This window comes from Cytophaga hutchinsonii ATCC 33406 (assembly GCF_000014145.1).
Taxonomy (GTDB): Bacteria; Bacteroidota; Bacteroidia; order Cytophagales; family Cytophagaceae; genus Cytophaga; species Cytophaga hutchinsonii.
Window position 1 is genome coordinate 1,492,494 of record NC_008255.1, and the last position, 17,098, is coordinate 1,509,591.

General features: G+C 37.5%; 17 protein-coding genes. 7 read left to right on the plus strand and 10 right to left on the minus strand.

What is annotated here, in order from left to right:
• The first annotated feature begins 7 nt into the window (after positions 1 to 7).
• From CHU_RS06230 to CHU_RS06240, 3 genes are all read left to right on the plus strand, one after another.
• Entirely contained in the window at positions 8 to 1,135 is a 1,128-nt protein-coding gene (locus tag CHU_RS06230) for a CHU_1279 family cellulose-binding protein (protein WP_011584666.1), read from the plus strand.
• A 109-nt stretch (positions 1,136 to 1,244) separates the two neighbouring features.
• Entirely contained in the window at positions 1,245 to 3,005 is a 1,761-nt protein-coding gene (locus tag CHU_RS06235; protein WP_238379358.1) for a calcium-dependent endoglucanase Cel9C, read from the plus strand.
• A gap of 127 nt (positions 3,006 to 3,132) precedes the next feature.
• Entirely contained in the window at positions 3,133 to 4,071 is a 939-nt protein-coding gene (locus tag CHU_RS06240; protein ID WP_041932236.1) for a hypothetical protein, read from the plus strand.
• Between the two features lies 1 nt (position 4,072).
• On the opposite strand, the gene CHU_RS06245 is transcribed toward CHU_RS06240, so the two are convergent.
• Positions 4,073 to 5,284, minus strand: a complete 1,212-nt coding sequence (locus CHU_RS06245) for an NAD(P)/FAD-dependent oxidoreductase (protein ID WP_011584669.1) — start codon at positions 5,282 to 5,284, stop codon at positions 4,073 to 4,075.
• A gap of 4 nt (positions 5,285 to 5,288) precedes the next feature.
• Positions 5,289 to 6,842, minus strand: coding sequence for a helicase HerA-like domain-containing protein (locus tag CHU_RS06250; RefSeq protein WP_011584670.1), 1,554 nt, complete (start codon positions 6,840 to 6,842; stop codon positions 5,289 to 5,291).
• Between the two features lie 193 nt (positions 6,843 to 7,035).
• Here CHU_RS06250 and CHU_RS06255 point away from each other — a divergent pair, with 193 nt between their 5' ends.
• Positions 7,036 to 7,497, plus strand: a complete 462-nt coding sequence (locus CHU_RS06255; protein ID WP_238379359.1) for a hypothetical protein — start codon at positions 7,036 to 7,038, stop codon at positions 7,495 to 7,497.
• 76 nt (positions 7,498 to 7,573) lie between these two features.
• Here the strand turns inward: CHU_RS06255 and CHU_RS06260 are convergent, their stop codons facing one another.
• On the minus strand, positions 7,574 to 7,966 hold the full coding sequence (locus CHU_RS06260) for a hypothetical protein (RefSeq protein WP_143144148.1): 393 nt from the start codon (positions 7,964 to 7,966) through the stop codon (positions 7,574 to 7,576).
• Positions 7,967 to 8,073: 107 nt separating this feature from the next.
• Between CHU_RS06260 and CHU_RS18835 the strand changes: the two genes are divergently transcribed.
• Positions 8,074 to 8,652, plus strand: a complete 579-nt coding sequence (locus tag CHU_RS18835) for a T9SS type A sorting domain-containing protein (protein ID WP_011584673.1) — start codon at positions 8,074 to 8,076, stop codon at positions 8,650 to 8,652.
• Between the two features lie 47 nt (positions 8,653 to 8,699).
• Here CHU_RS18835 and leuS read toward each other — a convergent pair whose 3' ends face one another.
• Positions 8,700 to 11,465, minus strand: a complete 2,766-nt coding sequence (gene leuS, locus CHU_RS06270) for a leucine--tRNA ligase (protein WP_011584674.1) — start codon at positions 11,463 to 11,465, stop codon at positions 8,700 to 8,702.
• Between the two features lie 182 nt (positions 11,466 to 11,647).
• Between leuS and CHU_RS19535 the strand changes: the two genes are divergently transcribed.
• Both CHU_RS19535 and CHU_RS06275 read left to right on the plus strand, forming a co-directional pair.
• Positions 11,648 to 11,809: a hypothetical protein gene (locus CHU_RS19535; protein ID WP_011584675.1), complete on the plus strand. Its 162-nt coding sequence runs from the start codon at positions 11,648 to 11,650 to the stop codon at positions 11,807 to 11,809.
• 127 nt (positions 11,810 to 11,936) lie between these two features.
• Positions 11,937 to 12,731, plus strand: a complete 795-nt coding sequence (locus CHU_RS06275) for a thymidylate synthase (protein WP_011584676.1) — start codon at positions 11,937 to 11,939, stop codon at positions 12,729 to 12,731.
• Positions 12,732 to 12,879: 148 nt separating this feature from the next.
• On the opposite strand, the gene CHU_RS06280 is transcribed toward CHU_RS06275, so the two are convergent.
• The 6 genes from CHU_RS06280 to CHU_RS06305 all read right to left on the minus strand — a co-directional run bounded on the left by CHU_RS06280 (position 12,880) and on the right by CHU_RS06305 (position 17,055).
• A complete protein-coding gene (locus tag CHU_RS06280; protein ID WP_011584677.1) occupies positions 12,880 to 13,581 on the minus strand; it encodes a VIT1/CCC1 transporter family protein in 702 nt (233 codons plus the stop codon).
• Positions 13,582 to 13,918: 337 nt separating this feature from the next.
• Positions 13,919 to 14,518, minus strand: coding sequence for a HEAT repeat domain-containing protein (locus CHU_RS06285; RefSeq protein ID WP_011584678.1), 600 nt, complete (start codon positions 14,516 to 14,518; stop codon positions 13,919 to 13,921).
• Positions 14,519 to 14,736: 218 nt separating this feature from the next.
• Positions 14,737 to 15,126, minus strand: a complete 390-nt coding sequence (locus tag CHU_RS06290; protein WP_011584680.1) for a hypothetical protein — start codon at positions 15,124 to 15,126, stop codon at positions 14,737 to 14,739.
• 72 nt (positions 15,127 to 15,198) lie between these two features.
• Positions 15,199 to 15,816 carry a DUF417 family protein gene (locus tag CHU_RS06295; protein WP_238379360.1) on the minus strand — a complete coding sequence of 206 codons (618 nt, stop codon included), beginning with the start codon at positions 15,814 to 15,816 and terminating at the stop codon, positions 15,199 to 15,201.
• Between the two features lie 202 nt (positions 15,817 to 16,018).
• A complete protein-coding gene (locus tag CHU_RS06300; RefSeq protein ID WP_011584682.1) occupies positions 16,019 to 16,345 on the minus strand; it encodes a hypothetical protein in 327 nt (108 codons plus the stop codon).
• A 203-nt stretch (positions 16,346 to 16,548) separates the two neighbouring features.
• Positions 16,549 to 17,055 carry a hypothetical protein gene (locus CHU_RS06305; protein WP_011584683.1) on the minus strand — a complete coding sequence of 169 codons (507 nt, stop codon included), beginning with the start codon at positions 17,053 to 17,055 and terminating at the stop codon, positions 16,549 to 16,551.
• Positions 17,056 to 17,098: the final 43 nt, after the last annotated feature.

The following is a 17,098-nucleotide window of genomic DNA, read 5'->3' on the forward strand; positions in this document are numbered from 1 at the left end:
TTAAGAAATGAAATTCTTAGCATCGATACTTATACTGTTAGCGGTTACTGCCAGACAATGTGCATCCTTTGAAGCACAGGTACTGGATGATAACAGCCAGATTGCGGTGGTAGAAGATCCGGATATCGGAACTCCTGCCTGTCAATTTCAAAAAGGCACACTTGACGAATTCAACGGCGAAATTTATAGCTGGTGGGTTAGTAATGACCAAACAAAATTATCTAAAATTGGAGATACTCTAAAGGTTGTTGGTAACGCAATCGGTTCTAAATGGGACTGTTTTGGTACGGAAACGGCTTTGTTAAACATGTCTGAATGTTCTGTAATTAAAATCCGTTGCAGAGCTGAAGGTGAAAAACCACCAACAGTTATCATTCACATGAAAGATATCAACCAGATGGATGCCAATGCTGATTCTCCGAAACAGCGTATTCATTTAGGTAAAGAATACAAAGATTACTATTTTGATTTTACGGGAAAATGGAGACAATCCTGGCCGGATAATCAGAAGGTAGATGAGAAAATGATCCATGACTTCCTGATCTTCATTAATGGTGGTATGGCAGACTGGACAGGAACATTATACATTGATTATATTAAAATTGTTTCTCCGGATGAATTACCAAAGGTAGTTGCTTCAGAAGGTGGTGTCGTAGATGATTTTCAGGACGAATTGTATTCCTGGTGGGTTGCCAACGAAAAGTTAAACCTGGAGAAAAAAGGGGATGTAATGTCTATTGAATGTACAGGAGTGGGTCCGGGTTACGAAACGTTTGGTAGAGCAATCAATCAGATGGATTTCACAAAAGCTCAGATCGTTCGTGTAAAAGCAAGAGCTGAAGGCGGTACGCCAAATCTTCGTATGGATTACAAAGATAAAAACGGGCATACTACAAATGAATTTCCTTTAATCATGAAGATTGAAGAATCAGGTGAATTTAAAAACTACTACTATAACTATTCAGGGAAATATTCTCAGACATATCCGGACGTGCAAACGGTAGATCCGACAGGTATGAAAGATGTGATATTCTTTGTAAACCCAGGTGGAGAACCATTTACCGGAAAGATTTTCATTGATGAGATCGAGGTTATTAGCGATAAAAAATACCAAGAGCTTACTTCTGGTCAATAATTCATAAAACAAATACGATGTCTGGCAGGAGTTAGGCATCGTATTTGTTTAATATAACAATGCTATTAAATAATTGTATCATTTAAATAAGCCAGAACCTATGGTTTCAATGAGAAAAATAAAAACAGCAAGCTTAATAACACTATTTGTGTCGGTGGCAGCATTGGCTTTCGGTCAAAAAGCTACTGACAAAATACGTTTGAACCAGGTAGGATTTTATCCTTCAACGGAAAAAGTTGCTATCATTACTGATTCTACTGCAAAGGAATTTTTTGTATTAGATGCAAAAACAAAGGAAAAAGTATTCTCCGGCGTATTAAAGCCAATGGGTATCTGGGAATACTCGGAAGAGTTTTCAAACAAAGCAGATTTTACAAAATTCAATAAAACAGGTACATATATAGTATCTGTACCTGGGGTTGGTGATTCCTATCCATTCCAGATTTCTAACCAGGTAAACTTAACGGTTGGTAAAGCATCTTTAGGATTTCTTTACTATCAAAGAGCTTCTACAGCACTGCCTGCACAATATGCAGGCAAATGGGCAAGACCGGCAGGTCACCCGGACGATCAGGTAATTGTTCATGCTTCTGCAGCAACAGCCACAAGACCGGAAGGAACAAAAATCAACTCATCTAAAGGATGGTATGATGCCGGTGATTACAATAAATACATTGTAAACTCTGGTATCAGTACATATACATTGATGGCATTATATGAGCAGTATCCAAAATTCTTTGATACACTTAAATTAAATATCCCTGAAAATACCAATAACATTCCGGATCTTCTGGATGAAATACGCTGGAACCTTGACTGGATGGTTACCATGCAGGATGAAGATGGCGGTGTTTACCATAAATTGACAAACACAAACTTTGATGGTTCTGTAATGCCGGCAGATGCTACTAACGGCAGATATGTCATCATGAAAACAACAGCCGCTTCTCTGGATTTTGCAGCAGTTATGGCTGTAGCATACAGAGTATACAAAAAGACAGATAAGGCATTTTCTGATAAATGTTTAAAAGCAAGTATTGCTGCATACGATTGGTCTAAAAAGAACAAAAGTGTTATTTATAACCAAGGCGTAATGAATCAGAAATACAATCCTGATATTAATACAGGTGCATATGATGATGGAAACGTTACAGATGAATTCCAGTGGGCTGCAATCGAATTATTTATTGCAACAAATCAGACGAAATATGCTGAAGATGCTAATATCGAATTTACACTGCGTACAGAATTTGAATTGCCAAACTGGGCTAAAGTAAATACATTAGGTCTTTATAGCTTAATTCAGAACAGAGACAATCTTCCGGAAGAATTTGCGCCGACATTAGAATTGGTTAAAACTAAAGTTCTGGATTTAGCAAGTAAACTTCAGAAGTACCAGGTTAACAAGTCTGCATTTAATGTTGCTATGGGTTTGAGTAATGGTAATTTTAACTGGGGAAGTAACTCAACTGCAGCTAACCAGGGTATGTTGTTGATGAATGCATATAAATTAAGCAATGAAGGTTCTTACCTGACTGCAGCAATTTCAAACTTAGATTATTTATTGGGCCGTAATGGTACAGGTTATTGCTATGTTTCCGGATACGGAAGCAAGCAGGTTATGAATCCGCACCACAGACCAAGTGAAGCAGATGGAATTGTTGAGCCGGTACCAGGTATGTTGGCAGGCGGACCAAATCCAGGTCAGGAAGATGCCGGAACATGTACAGGTAAGTATACAACTAAAGTTCCTGCAAAATCATACATTGATGAGCAGTGTAGTTATGCAACCAACGAAGTTGCTATTAACTGGAACTCACCATTTACATTCCTGTGCTTGTCCATTGAGGCAACAAAAGGCAGAAAGTAAGATATCACACACGATAACATATGTAATAAAAAAAGGGCGAAAGCCCTTTTTTTATTACATATGTAAAACCCGGCTTCTTTTAAAACGTAAAAGTGAAAGACAAGATATGCTATATATCCTTTCTTTTATGAACCAGCTAAAACACCTATTATACGTTGTAACAGTATTTTTACTCTCTATTTCAGGAGCAAACGCACAATTGTTTCTGGAAGATTTGAGTTTGTACCCGGATCAGTTTGTTACTAAGAAAATTCACGACAATCCGGATATCAATCAATATTACCCTTTTATTGATGGTCGTGGGAATTATCCCAATCTGAGTAATCAAAAAGAGTTTCCTAAAAAGGTAGCGTTGATTTCCTTTTATATATGGAATAATGAAATTGTAGTTACCAATAAATCTGCCAATGAGTTCTGGCGAGGTTCAAACTGGACTGCTTCAATGGATGGGAATAAACTTTCTTCTGCATTAATCAGTTACTCTCTTGAATCTATAACCAAACGCTTCGATTCATTAGGCACGAAATTAATCTCGCCTGGTGATTTTACAGCAGCGCAGCGTGAAGCATATGATTCGTTACGGATAAACTATGTGAGCTCTTACAGAAGAAAAATATCAGATTCCGTTAACTACCAATCATGCTCCGCCATTTCATATAAATTCATCAAACTACCCAATCAAAAGTTGGATTATATATTTGCCAATTCATTGGCTGAGCTGGCCAGGGTTTTAGAGGTTGATGCTGTTCTGTTGGTTCAGAATGATGTTACTTTTGCCGGCACCCTTGGCCTGATTAATACAATCACCATGAACATGTATGGCTTCAATCCTGTTTCTGTTTCAAGCGATGCTGTTCAGGGTAAAAAAAGATCTGCAAAGCTGAATGAGTTTTTGCTTTATTCATCCATTGAACTGGATCTGGAAGCGATCATTAGTCAGTACGATGAAAGCGGTGAATTAAAATATGAAAATTATATCGGCTATGATCGTTTATTGAACCTGATGATTGATCAGTTGTATGTAAGTTATCTTGAGCGAACTAAAATTACGCCGAAGAAAAGCTAATCTAAGCGGAAGCGCAGTTCAAACCTGCAATGTAGCCGGTTGTCCAGGCTGCCTGAAAGTTAAAACCACCTGTTATTCCATCAATATCTAAGGCTTCTCCTGCAACGTATACTCCCGGGCAATGCAATGCCTCAAGGGTTTGGTTATTTATACTATCCAGTGATATGCCGCCACATGTAACAAACTCTTCTTTGAAGGTTGTTTTACCGGAAGCGGTTAACGGATATTTTTTTATAAAGGAAAACAAAAGCTTCAGTTTTTTATTACCCAGTTCGGCCCAGTTTTCAAACGGCCGTACTTCTGCCTGATCACAGAAAACCTCCCATAAGCGTTTTGGTAATCCCAAAGGAATCACATTGCGAACGAGTTTTTTGGCATGCTGTTCTCTAACTATCTTCAGATCATTTTCCGATACATTGGGTGTATCTCCCAGCCAGTTTATCTGGATATCAAAATTGTATTTTTTGATTGCAAGGTCGCGTGCTGCAAAGGCTGAAAGCTTTAATACTGCCGGACCGCTTACTCCCCAATGCGTAATCAGCAACGGGCCTTTATAAGAATAAGATGTTTGTTTAATACTTACTTCTGCCAGTTGCGAAACGCCCATTAATGCTTTAATAGGAGAGGCAGGTATATTAAATGTAAATAAGGAAGGCACAGGCTCAGCAATGGTTAATCCCAATTCTTTTAACCAATTATAGTGATGTATCTGCGGGTATCCGCCGCTGGCAATAATAATTTTATCTGCTGTAAGTGCTGCCTGCTCGGCAGAAGTTATACTAAAACCTGAAGGTGTTTGTTTTATGGATTGAACCTGAAACTTTGTTATAATCTTAATCTGGTATTTTGCAGCTTCGGAAAGCAAGCAATCAATAATGGTTTGAGAACTGTCTGAAACAGGGAAAATTCTGCCGTCCGGTTCGGTTTTTAATTTAACAGATCTTTTATTAAACCAGGCAATGGTATCTTTGTTGCTGAAGGTTTTAAAAGCTGTGCGCAGTAATTCACTTCCTCTTGGATAGTGTTTTACAAACTCTTCAAGCGTATCACACGCATTTGTTACGTTGCATCTGCCACCACCGGAAACACGCACTTTTGAAAGCAGCTTATCTGTTTTTTCTACAATCGTTACCTTGGCTGATTTATTCGTAGCTGCGCATGTAATTGCGCTGAAAAAACCGGCTGCCCCACCACCAACAATTACAATATTCATACTACTATCTTCTCTTTCTGCGTTGAGAAGTATTTACACCTAATACGCCAAAGATCCCGCGGACAATTTCGTGTACCAATGTTCTTCCAACCTGTTTTGCAATCGGGCTGTTAATCGCTTCTTCGAACGTGCTTTTTTCAGGTCGGGAACTTTTACGGGAACTGGATTTTTTTTCTTCCGGCTCTTCCGTTTCTTCTTCTTTTACAGAATATTTTTCATTCAGTATTTCGTAAGCGCTTTTACGATCAACCGCTTCGTTGTATTTTTTACTTAAAGCAGAACGTTGAATGATCGCATCTATTTCATTATCATTCAAAATGTCCATGCGTGATCTTGGTGCACAAAGCAGGGTGTGTGCAAGGGGAGAAGGCGTTCCTTTTTCGGTAAGTACTGTAATTGCTGCTTCTCCGATACCCATAGAAGTAAGCAGACTTTCAGTGTCGTAATAATCTGATAACGGATAATTGGCAGCTGTTAATTTAATCTGCTTGCGATCTGCAGCGGTGAAGGCACGTAATGCATGCTGAACCTTTAAACCAAGCTGACCTAAGATGGATGCAGGAATATCCATTGGGTTTTGTGTACAGAAAAATATACCTACACCTTTAGATCGTATTAACTTGATAATCGTCTCTATCTGATTGAGTAATGCGTCGGAAGCTTCATTAAAGATTAAATGTGCTTCGTCAATAAACAGTACTAATTTAGGCTTTTCCTGATCACCAACTTCCGGAAATGTGCTGTATATCTCCGACAATAAACTTAGCATAAATGTTGAGAACAATTTAGGCCTGTCCTGAATATCGGTCACTTTCATAATCGATATATAACCCTTTCCTGAAGCATCTTTGCGTAACAGATCATCTACTTCAAAAGAGTATTCCCCAAAAAATAAATCTGCTCCTTGTTGCTCTAACTCAATTACTTTTCGCAAGATGGTTGAAGTAGAAGTAGAAGATATTTTTCCATATTCTTTTTCAATCCGGGCTTTACCTTCATTGGTAATATACTGAATCAAACGTTTGAAATCTGCCAGGTCCAGAAGCGGTAAACGTTCATCGTCGCAGAATTTAAAGATGAGGGAAACAATACCGCTTTGTGTATCATTCAGTCCTAATATTTTTGAAAATAATACCGGTCCGAATTCAGAAACAGTTGCACGTAAACGAACCCCTTTCTCTTTTGATAAACTGAAAATCTCGATCGGAAATCCCTGAGGTTCGAATGGGAGACCTATTTTAGATTGTCTTTCTTCTATTTTAGCATTTGTTGTTCCGCTTGCAGCAATACCGCTCAAATCACCTTTAATATCCATCATTAAGGTTGGAATACCCTTTAATGAAAGAGATTCAGCAATTGTCTGTAGTGTTTTTGTTTTACCTGTACCGGTAGCACCGGCAATCATTCCATGCCTGTTCAGTGTTTTTAAAGGCAATTTGATATGTGCATCCGGTAAACATTCGCCTTCATATAGTGCACTGCCCAGAACTATATAATCTCCGTTAGTATTATATTTAGCGTTTATTTCTTCTGAAAAAAGTATTTTTTTGTCTGCCACTGTTTGATGTAGTTAGATATTATTGTAAAAATACTAATTTATTTATATTCAGTCATGCCTGTATAAAAAATAAGATTTAATTGTATTATTTCGATTTGTTGTTTAATTATTTGTTTGAATATTAATAGAATAACTTAATTTGAATTAAAAAATATTAGATTATTGATAGATATGTAAATCTTTTTGTTTTACTTTGTGGTATAAACAAGAAATAAGAAAAGTTTTATTTATGGAAATCTTTGTAAGTAAAAAAACAAAAGGAATTAAAAGTCAGATTGCTAACCTGGTAGCCATAGCAAACCTGGATGGTAATTTTTCAGTAGCCGAAAAAAAATTAATTTTCGAATTGGGTGAGAAAAATGGTTTAAGTAACGACCGTGTAAAAGAAATTATACGCAGTGAAGAGCCAATCAAATTCAAAGCTCCCGAAAATGATTCTTTACGTTTTGACCGCGTATATGAATGTGTTCAAATGGTTTTAACAGAAGATGATAACGAAGATCAAAAAATTGATTTTTGTACTGAACTTGCTATTAAACTAGGAATCCGTATGGCTGTTGCTGGTGTATTAGTTAAAAAAATCGTTGACGGTATTAAAACAAACAAGTCTCACGAAACCCTGAAAAAAGAATCCGCTGACTTCTTATCATTTTAATTCAGTTGATTAAATAATAGTAAATAAAAAAGGAGGTATTAACCTCCTTTTTTATTTACTATACAGTTGTATCTAATTATTTCAATTGAGAAAACATGCTGGTAAGGGTACTTGTAAGACCTGATAGTTTTGTTGACTGCGCACCTGTAAGTATACCGCTGCTAAGTTTTTTGATTAATGCATTTACAATATTCGTTTTTGCTGCAGCTACTTCTGTTGCAGATTTCGTAGCGTCTGCATTCAGTTTTGTAACTTCCGCACCTGCCTGATCTACCGCTGTTTTTACCGTTGGTTTCTGTGTTGCAGACAAACCTAAGTTTGTATTCAGGTAATTGAAAATATCTGTAGTTGTCATTTGCGGAGAGGCAATTTTCAATTGAATTCCGGTAACTATAGAAGGCGAACTGTTTACTTGAGCAGAAACACTAATGAATGCAACGGATAGCAATGTATAAACAATCTTTTTCATATCGGGTAATTTTATAAGGTTAGCAATAATTGTGGGTTTGTATATTTTGATTAAATTAAACCAATTGTTACTAGTTTTTAACCATTTCATGTAAAAATCTTTTATCTATGAAAAAAATGTACCTTATTTTCGTTTTTATGCTGTCAGCCTTATTTTGTCAGGCAGCAGCCGTTGCTGTTACGATCAGCGGATTTGCTTTTAGTCCAGCACAAACAACTGTTCAGGTTGGGGATGTTATTACCTGGACGAACATGGATAATACATTGCATTCCATTGTCTCTACAGCTGTTCCAGCCGGAGCTGCACCATTTACTTCCGGTACGTTCGGGAAAAATGAAACCTTTACCTACACCGTTACAGAAGCCGGAGATTATACATATCAGTGCGGTGTACATACCAGCATGTTAGGTGCTTTTACAGCAACCATAACAACTCCGGTGGTTAAACCTACATTGATCTTAGAAGCGTTATATCCAAATCCTGCAAGTGCGTCTATTCACATAGAGTCTCCGAAGAGCATTAAATCAATCGACATATATTCTGAGACAGGTGTGCTTGTAAAGACTCTTGCCTTTACATCTGCAAGCGTTGATGTGCCGATCGGTGAATTAAACAAAGGCGCATACCTGCTTCGCATCACCAGTGAAGACGGTATGTTTGATACCCGCAGAATCATAAAACTGTAACAGCACGTACAAATAAAAAGGGAGCCTTGAGCTCCCTTTTTATTTTATTACATGACAACATTCACGATTTTATTTGGAATAACAATGATTTTTTTAGGCGCTTTACCCTCCAGCCATTTTTGAACAACTTCATTCGCTAACACTTGCTGCTCCACTTCAGCAGCCGGCATATCAACCGGCAGATTTAATTTTGCCCGCATTTTACCGTTAATCGAAATGGGATATTCGTGGTTGCTTTCTACCAGGAATTTTTCATCCCAGGCAGGGTAGGTTGCTGTTGAAACAGATGTTGTATGACCCAGTAGCGACCATAACTCTTCTGCGATATGCGGCGCCAACGGTGATAATGCAATCGTCAATGGTTCAAGAATAGTTCGCTTGTTACATTTAAGAGAACCCAATTCATTTACACAGATCATAAACGTACTCACCGGTGTATTGAAAGAGAAACGTTCAATATCTTCCTCAACACGTTTCAGTGTTTTATGTAATACTTTTAATTCTTCAGCAGTTGGCTGAGCATCACTTACGGCAAAGTTACCTGCCGTATCGTGGAACAACCGCCAGAAACGGTTTAAGAATTTGTATACACCTTCAATGCCATTTGTATTCCAGGGTTTTGATTGCTCCAGCGGACCCAGAAACATTTCATACATACGCAGTGTATCCGCACCGTATTTGTTTACAATATCATCCGGGTTAACCACGTTGAATTTAGACTTCGACATTTTTTCAACTTCAGAACCGCATACATACGTATTGTTCTCTAAGATAAATTCTGCAGAAGCAAAATCAGGACGCCACTTCTTAAATGCTTCCGTATCTAATACATCATTATGTACAATGCTTACATCAACGTGAATAGGTGTGGTGTCGTATTCTTTTTTCAAACCGGCAGAAACAAATTTGTTTGTACCATTGATTCTATACGCAAATTTTGAAACACCCTGAATCATTCCCTGGTTGATAAGCTTTGCAAACGGTTCGTCGTTTGGCGTGATACCCATATCAAACAGGAATTTGTTCCAGAAACGGGAATACAATAAGTGACCGGTTGCATGTTCTGCACCGCCCATATACAGATCAACCTGCCCCCAGTAGTTTATCTTATCTGCAGCAGCCACTGCTGTTTTATTCTGCGGGTCCATGTAACGCATGAAGTACCAGCTGGAACCGGCCCAGCCCGGCATGGTACTTAATTCATAGCCTTTATCGGCAAATGCTTTGTTACGTGCCAGCGGCGGTTCGCCTGTTTCTGTAGGCTTATACTCGTCAATAGCAGGTAAGGCTAATGGAAGCTCGGATTCATTCAGTACATACGGAATATCATTTTTATAGGAAACCGGAATAGGTTCGCCCCAGTAACGCTGACGGCCAAAGATTGAATCACGCATTTTGAAATTGATTTTCGCAAAACCGATCTTCTTTTCTTCAATGAATTTAATTGCTTCAGGAATTGCCTGCTTCACCGTTAAACCATTTAAGAACCCGGAGTTGATCATGGTTCCGGCTTTCGGGTCAAAGTCTTCTTTGGTAATATCCGTATGCGCACCTTCCTGCACCGAGATAATCGGGAGTTTATAGAAGCTTGCAAATTTATAATCACGTTCATCGGAAGAAGGCACAGCCATTACAACTCCTGTACCATAACCCGCTAATACATAATCCGCGATCCACACCGGAATTTTTTCATTGTTGAATGGATTGGTTACATACGAACCCGTGAAACAGCCTGAAACTGTTTTAACATCGCTCATGCGGTCGCGCTCCGAACGGTTCTTCGCTTTCGTTACATATTCTTCCACTGCTGCTTTTTGCTCGGGGGAAGTTAATGCGCCGATCCATTCATGTTCCGGAGCAATGGATACATACGTAACACCAAAGGTTGTATCGATACGTGTTGTAAAGACGGTTAACTCCATGTCTTTATCAACCACTTTAAACGTAAGCATTGCACCCAACGATTTGCCGATCCAGTAGCGCTGCATTTCTTTCATCGCTTCCGGCCAGTCAATCGTATCAAGTCCTTTCAGCAAACGGTCTGCATAGGCAGTAATACGCATGCTCCATTGCTTCATCTTTTTACGCTCAACGGGAAAACCGCCACGTTCAGATAAACCATCTTTTACTTCTTCGTTCGCAAGTACCGTACCCAGGCCCGGGCACCAGTTTACCATTGTTTCAGATAAATAGGTTAAGCGGTATTTTAATAAGGTATCGCTTTGTTGTTTTTCAGAATAGCTTTTCCAGTCTGCGGCTGTAAATGTAACAGCATCTTCATCACAAGCTGCATTGATTCCTGCATTTCCGGCAGTTTCAAACTGTTTGACCAGGTTTGTGATCGGTTCTGCTTTATCAGATGCTTTATTATACCAATGATTGAATAGCTGGATAAAAATCCACTGTGTCCATTTGTAGTATGCCGGATCGCTGGTACGGATTTCTCTGTCCCAGTCAAACGAGAAACCGATTTTATTTAATTGCTCAATGTATCGGGCAATATTCTGTTCTGTTGTAATAGCCGGGTGCTGACCTGTCTGAACGGCATATTGTTCTGCCGGCAAACCAAACGAGTCAAAGCCCATCGGGTGAAGTACGTTATATCCTTTAATGCGCTTATAACGCGCCATGATATCCGAAGCAATGTAGCCAAGCGGGTGGCCGACATGTAATCCGCTGCCGGATGGGTAAGGGAACATGTCTAAAACAAAATATTTAGGTTTAGAAGAATTTTCCAGCGCTTTGAACGTTTTTTCTGCGTTCCACTTACTTTGCCACTTGTTTTCTACTTCTCCAAAATGATAATCAGCCATACGAAATAATGTGTTAAGAATTCAAAATTACGCTTTTTTATCGTTATTTCGACTTCAATTTCCTGTACTTAGTCGACCAATTGTGTTAATTCGTCTAAATAAATGCATTTCTATAAACTAAATCGGTAGTTTAGGCGTTAATAAGTACAAGTAAACCTAGTAATCATTAAATTTAAACACATATGAAAAAAATCGTTTTCGGTATTGTATTCGTAGCATTAGCTGCTGGTACGCTTTCTGCAGCAGTAAATGACGGCGGAAAAGGTAAAAAGAAAAAATCTTGCTGCCAATCAGGTTCAAGCTGTGGTTCTCAGGACAAAACTACTACAGCACCAGCGAAGTAATTTATTGTTAATAACTTCTTATAAAGGCCTGTGGGGAAACCCGCAGGCCTTTTGTAATTTTATAGAACAGAGCAGGCGATTCAAATAGATCTGCTCATATAAATCCTGGCTGAAATACTTCTTTCCAATGAAACAATATCACGACCTTATGCAGCACATCCTGGATCAGGGTGTAAAAAAAGAAGACCGCACCGGTACCGGCACCGTCAGTGTATTTGGATACCAGATGCGCTTTAATCTGCAGGAAGGTTTTCCTTTATTAACGACAAAGAAGCTGCACATGCGTTCCATTACGCATGAGTTGCTGTGGTTTTTACAGGGCGATACAAATATCAAATATCTAAAGGATAACAATGTTTCTATCTGGGATGAATGGGCGGATGAGAACGGCAACTTAGGGCCGGTTTACGGTTATCAGTGGCGTTCGTGGCCTACGCCAGACGGGAAGCATATTGATCAGATCACTAACGTGGTGAATATGATAAAAAATAATCCGGATTCAAGAAGGCTGATTGTTAGCGCATGGAACGTAGGGGAGATTGAAAAAATGAAGCTGCCGCCATGCCACGCGTTCTTTCAGTTTTATGTAGCCGACGGAAAATTGTCGTGCCAGCTCTATCAGCGCAGTGCAGATGTATTCTTAGGTGTACCGTTTAATATTGCTTCCTATGCTTTGTTAACGATGATGGTTGCACAGGTATGCGGTTTACAGGCGGGCGATTTTGTACATACATTAGGAGATGCGCATTTATATTCCAATCACCTTGAACAGGCAAAGCTGCAATTGAGCCGTGACTTCAGACCATTGCCTGCGATGAAGATTAATCCGGATGTGAAGTCAATCTTTGATTTTAAGTTTGAAGATTTCACCTTGGAAGGATACGATCCGCATCCGCATATTAAGGCTGCAGTAGCGGTGTAGTGATAATGTTTGCTGCGGTATGAGGCTGGTATCAGTGCTAACTTAATTGGATGCACAACGCTTGGATAAAGAACTACTGTTTTCTGAAAAAAAAACATTCTTCTCATTTCATTCACAAAGCCGGGTTAGGCGGAGTGTGTTACACTACTTAAACATTCACTCCAAAAAGATAGCCTGCTAATGCGGATAGTCCCATTGCGATAGTTCCCCAGATTGTAATTCTCAATATTGCTTTACTAATACTTGCTCCCCCTGTTTTGGCTGAGGTGATCCCCAAAATAACAAGAAAAACAATTGAAAAGCCATAAAGCCAGTATTCCATTCCTTTCACTGGTGCAACCAATATTACCAACAGAGGCAATATACCACCTACTGTAAATGATATACCTGAAGCAAATGCTGCCTGAATTGGTTTTGCCTGGCTGATTTCATTTATACCCAATTCATCACGGATATGAGTTCCCAACGCATCTTTTTCGGTCAGTTCTATTGCAACTTGTCTTGCTGTTTCCTTTTTTAGCCCTCTTCTTTCATAGATTTGAGCCAACATATTAAGTTCGTCTTCGGGCATTTCATGCAATTCCTTTCGCTCTCTTTCAATGTCTGCTTTTTCAGTATCCGTTTGTGAACTTACTGAAACATATTCTCCTGCAGCCATTGATAATGCTCCTGCTACCAGGCCCGCTACAGTTGCTAAAATAATAGGCTCTCTAGCAGAACTTGCAGCCGCAACTCCAATTGCAAGACTGGAAATAGATATTATCCCGTCATTAGCCCCAAGAACAGTAGCTCTTAACCAGTTGCTTCTATGTATATAATGGCTGTCTAAATAGTTGTCGATTGTTACCATTGGTCTGTTGTTATTGTCTGGTGTTGTTTTAAAAGTACACCTAAGGTTTGTGTCTGCATTTGTTTTAGCTATGCGGGTTCAAAACGTTCGTTCATACACTAAATCCGCACTCATGTTAAATATAATCATTTTGTGCAGACTGAAAAGCAGCGCAGTTGAGATTATCAAAGAAGACAGCAATACATATTCAAATATAAGCTGTTGTTACGCACATTGCAGAGCTCTTAAAAGCATCTTACAGATCTTTGTGATAGGATAGACCTTCTACATCTAAAATCATGTGATATAATTCAACCTCGCACTATTCTGACAAGAATTTCCAGTTCTATTAGAGTATTTATTTCCCTTTCGCCAGTTTATAAGTAAACGCTGTTTTTTTATTTGTCAAATCCCATTGTGAGATTTCATTTATTATGTCGTCTTTATACTTTTTACCAATATCCCGAAGTGCATTGCCCACTGATTTACGCAGATATTCACTGTCATCGGACTTATGCGCGCTAATTAAATGTATTGCAACTGTCGGATTATCCCGAAAATAAGGTCGGCTTGTCCATATGCGAAGTCCTTCAACAACCGCTCTTTTTACATTTGGATTTTTATCTTCTAACCACTTGTTAATAGTTGGCAGGCTCTTTTCATATCCAATTGTCATACAATAATAGTCAAACGCTTTGGCTAACATTTCCTGAACTCTCCAATCCTTATCGTCTGCAACTTTTGTTTTAAGAAGTTTAAGCGCTTTTTGGTTATTTGTTGAAAGATGTCCTAAGATATATGTTGCTAACATTCTGACTTGATAACTATCGTCATCTAAAAAACTTGTTGCAAGGTCCAAATGTTTTTGTTTTTCGTCAGCTAAAATAGTGTTGCCGGCTTCAAAAATATGTTTAAAGCCGTGTTCTATTCTCTTTATGTGATCAAGGAGTTTTTTCATTGTGGTGGTGTCTTGTTATACTTGCCGGTAACGTTTAACATGGAATTTGTAGCGGCATTTAAGATAAGAAGTTTAAAGGAAGAGGGTAGACAATTCCTGCGGAAATTCATATTCTGTTTTGCCATCTGAATTCCGCTGCAATTTGCTGGAGTAGGGAAGAGCTCAACTTTTCCTGAAAAACGAATGCTATAAATTGTATGTATTGTTATGTACATTTCTTAAGCAAAAGATCTGAATCTAATTGAATACAATAATAATGCTGAAAGAAACAAAACAACAATCAATGTAATTACACCTATCGAACCTAATATTCTGCCAACTCTAGATTCATTAAAAGATATTCTATAATTTCTACCGAATTTAATATATACTAAATAAAATAATACACTGAAAAATCCACATATAAAAATACCTATTGATATTGCCAACACATCATTATTTTTCAAATCGACTAACTTTTCACCAATTAAAAGCTCAGTTGTATTTAAAATAATACTTATTGAAGATAAAGAAATAAGAGTTAAGATATAAATGGGGTAAAAATCAGGATTGGCATCTCCTTGATAATATTTGCTGACTTTGTAAAAGATGTAATCCAATAATTTCATCTGCTTAATTATAAATCTATGTTAATGATTAGAATTGCGCACAACGTTTGTGGTTGCATTTATTGGTAGCGCTTATTTCTTTTGTGCTAAAAGTTTCCGTGCACAATCTGATGCACAAATTAGTCCGGTAGCCATCATTATTACGTCTTTTATTACCAATCTGCCTGCGCCTGATAAATATGGAAATCCATATTGTGGTGTTGGAAAATCTCCGCCAAGATTTGGAACATATACTTCTGGTGTTGTAATCAAAAAAGTTAATGTAACTAATGACATACCAAAGGTTAGTACTCCGCCTAATAATCCAATTTTATTATGCCAGATTCCAATAAAAGTTAATAAGCCTATAATTATTATAACAGTTCCTAATCCATATGCAAAAATATATGTTCCATTTTCTTTATGCCAATCTATATTTTTTTGAACTGTTTTTCCTTCTGGATTTTTATAATCATTGTATTCAGGAGTTTTTTTATTATAAAGAAAAGACATTAATGGACTATTGGCAACAAATGGGACAATCCCATCTGCTTCATACTGATAGGCTTTTAGTCCGCCAATCCAAACCATAACTACAAGAATCGATATTCTCGCCAAATTAATAAAATACGATTGGCTATTCGCTAAAAATTCAATTAATTTATTCATAGTATTTTCTTTAGTTTTCTGCTTTAGGTTAGCATTATCCATACGTTTAGTATTATTTGTTGATGCAGGCGTTAGTGCTTATATCTTTCCGCCGGCAGAAACAAAAGGATGCTTTAATATACAAATTATTCATGCGGGTTAGATGCACTGAAGTTTTCTAGCAAACGGACTTGCACTAATTACTAGCTATTGTTAGGCGTTTTCGGCTTGATAGTAATTAAACTAAAGAATATTCCGCAAATGCTTACTCAATTTTCTTTCTTAAATAGAAGACGTAGCAAATCCAATCCCCAACGGTAGGATTTCCTGTACTAAATACTTCCCATCCTTCATTTGTCATTTTATTTACTAGTTCAATAACTACATTAACATCTAAAGAAGGGTGTTTTATATCTTCTTTTGGAACTACAATTTTTTGAAATTCTTTTCCATTTATAGATATTCCAATCTCGTGTCCGTAAGTTCTATATGATATTACAGCAAACTGATATTTATCCTGTGCCTGTAAACTTATCAGTAATCCGAAAATGAAAAAAACGGTTAATAATGCATTCTTAATTAGTGGAGTCATACTATATTAATTTTAGTGAATGATATTTATAAAAAGTAATTTATTTAATAGTTAAAATTTAGTAATGAATAGAGATTACGCCTACCGTTTAGTATATGAAAAGTAGGCGATTTCGAAGCACAAAATTTCGGTTAAGTTCAAAATTTAATACAAGCACCCAGCCCTGATTTTATTAATGTTTCGCCTATTTTTTATATACATTGTTATCTACTTTTTATAATTTTAATTTCTTTTCCGTCCAGATATTCGCTTTTTTGCGGTTCTTTGTATCTACCTTTAGTTTTCTCGTCAATGGGATACAATTTAAATACTGAATTACAGCCTTCACAATAGTTTATATTGTATGGTGATTCATCATTTAATATTCTTGTTAATTTTCTAACCTGCTCTCCTAATTCAGAAGTAGTTTTCACCCCAATTCCAATTAAATCCAGTTCATCATACGGGTCTCGATAATTATCTAGCAGAATATAACTTTCTTCATCTGAGGAATAATAGATTTCGATTTTTTGCAATTCCATTTTTCCAAGTGCTATTTGAATACATTTGTTGTACCAATCAGTTATATCAATATCAATATTCAAACATTCTCTAATGACTTTAAAATTTGGGTTTTCAATAAACTCATCCTTGTTCTCATCTGGATATACTACCAATGTATTGTTCGGTAAGAATAGTTTGATTTCAATATCCCACTGTATTTGTTTCATTTTGAGTAATTGTAGATAAGGTTCTGCTACATGCAGAGCCGGG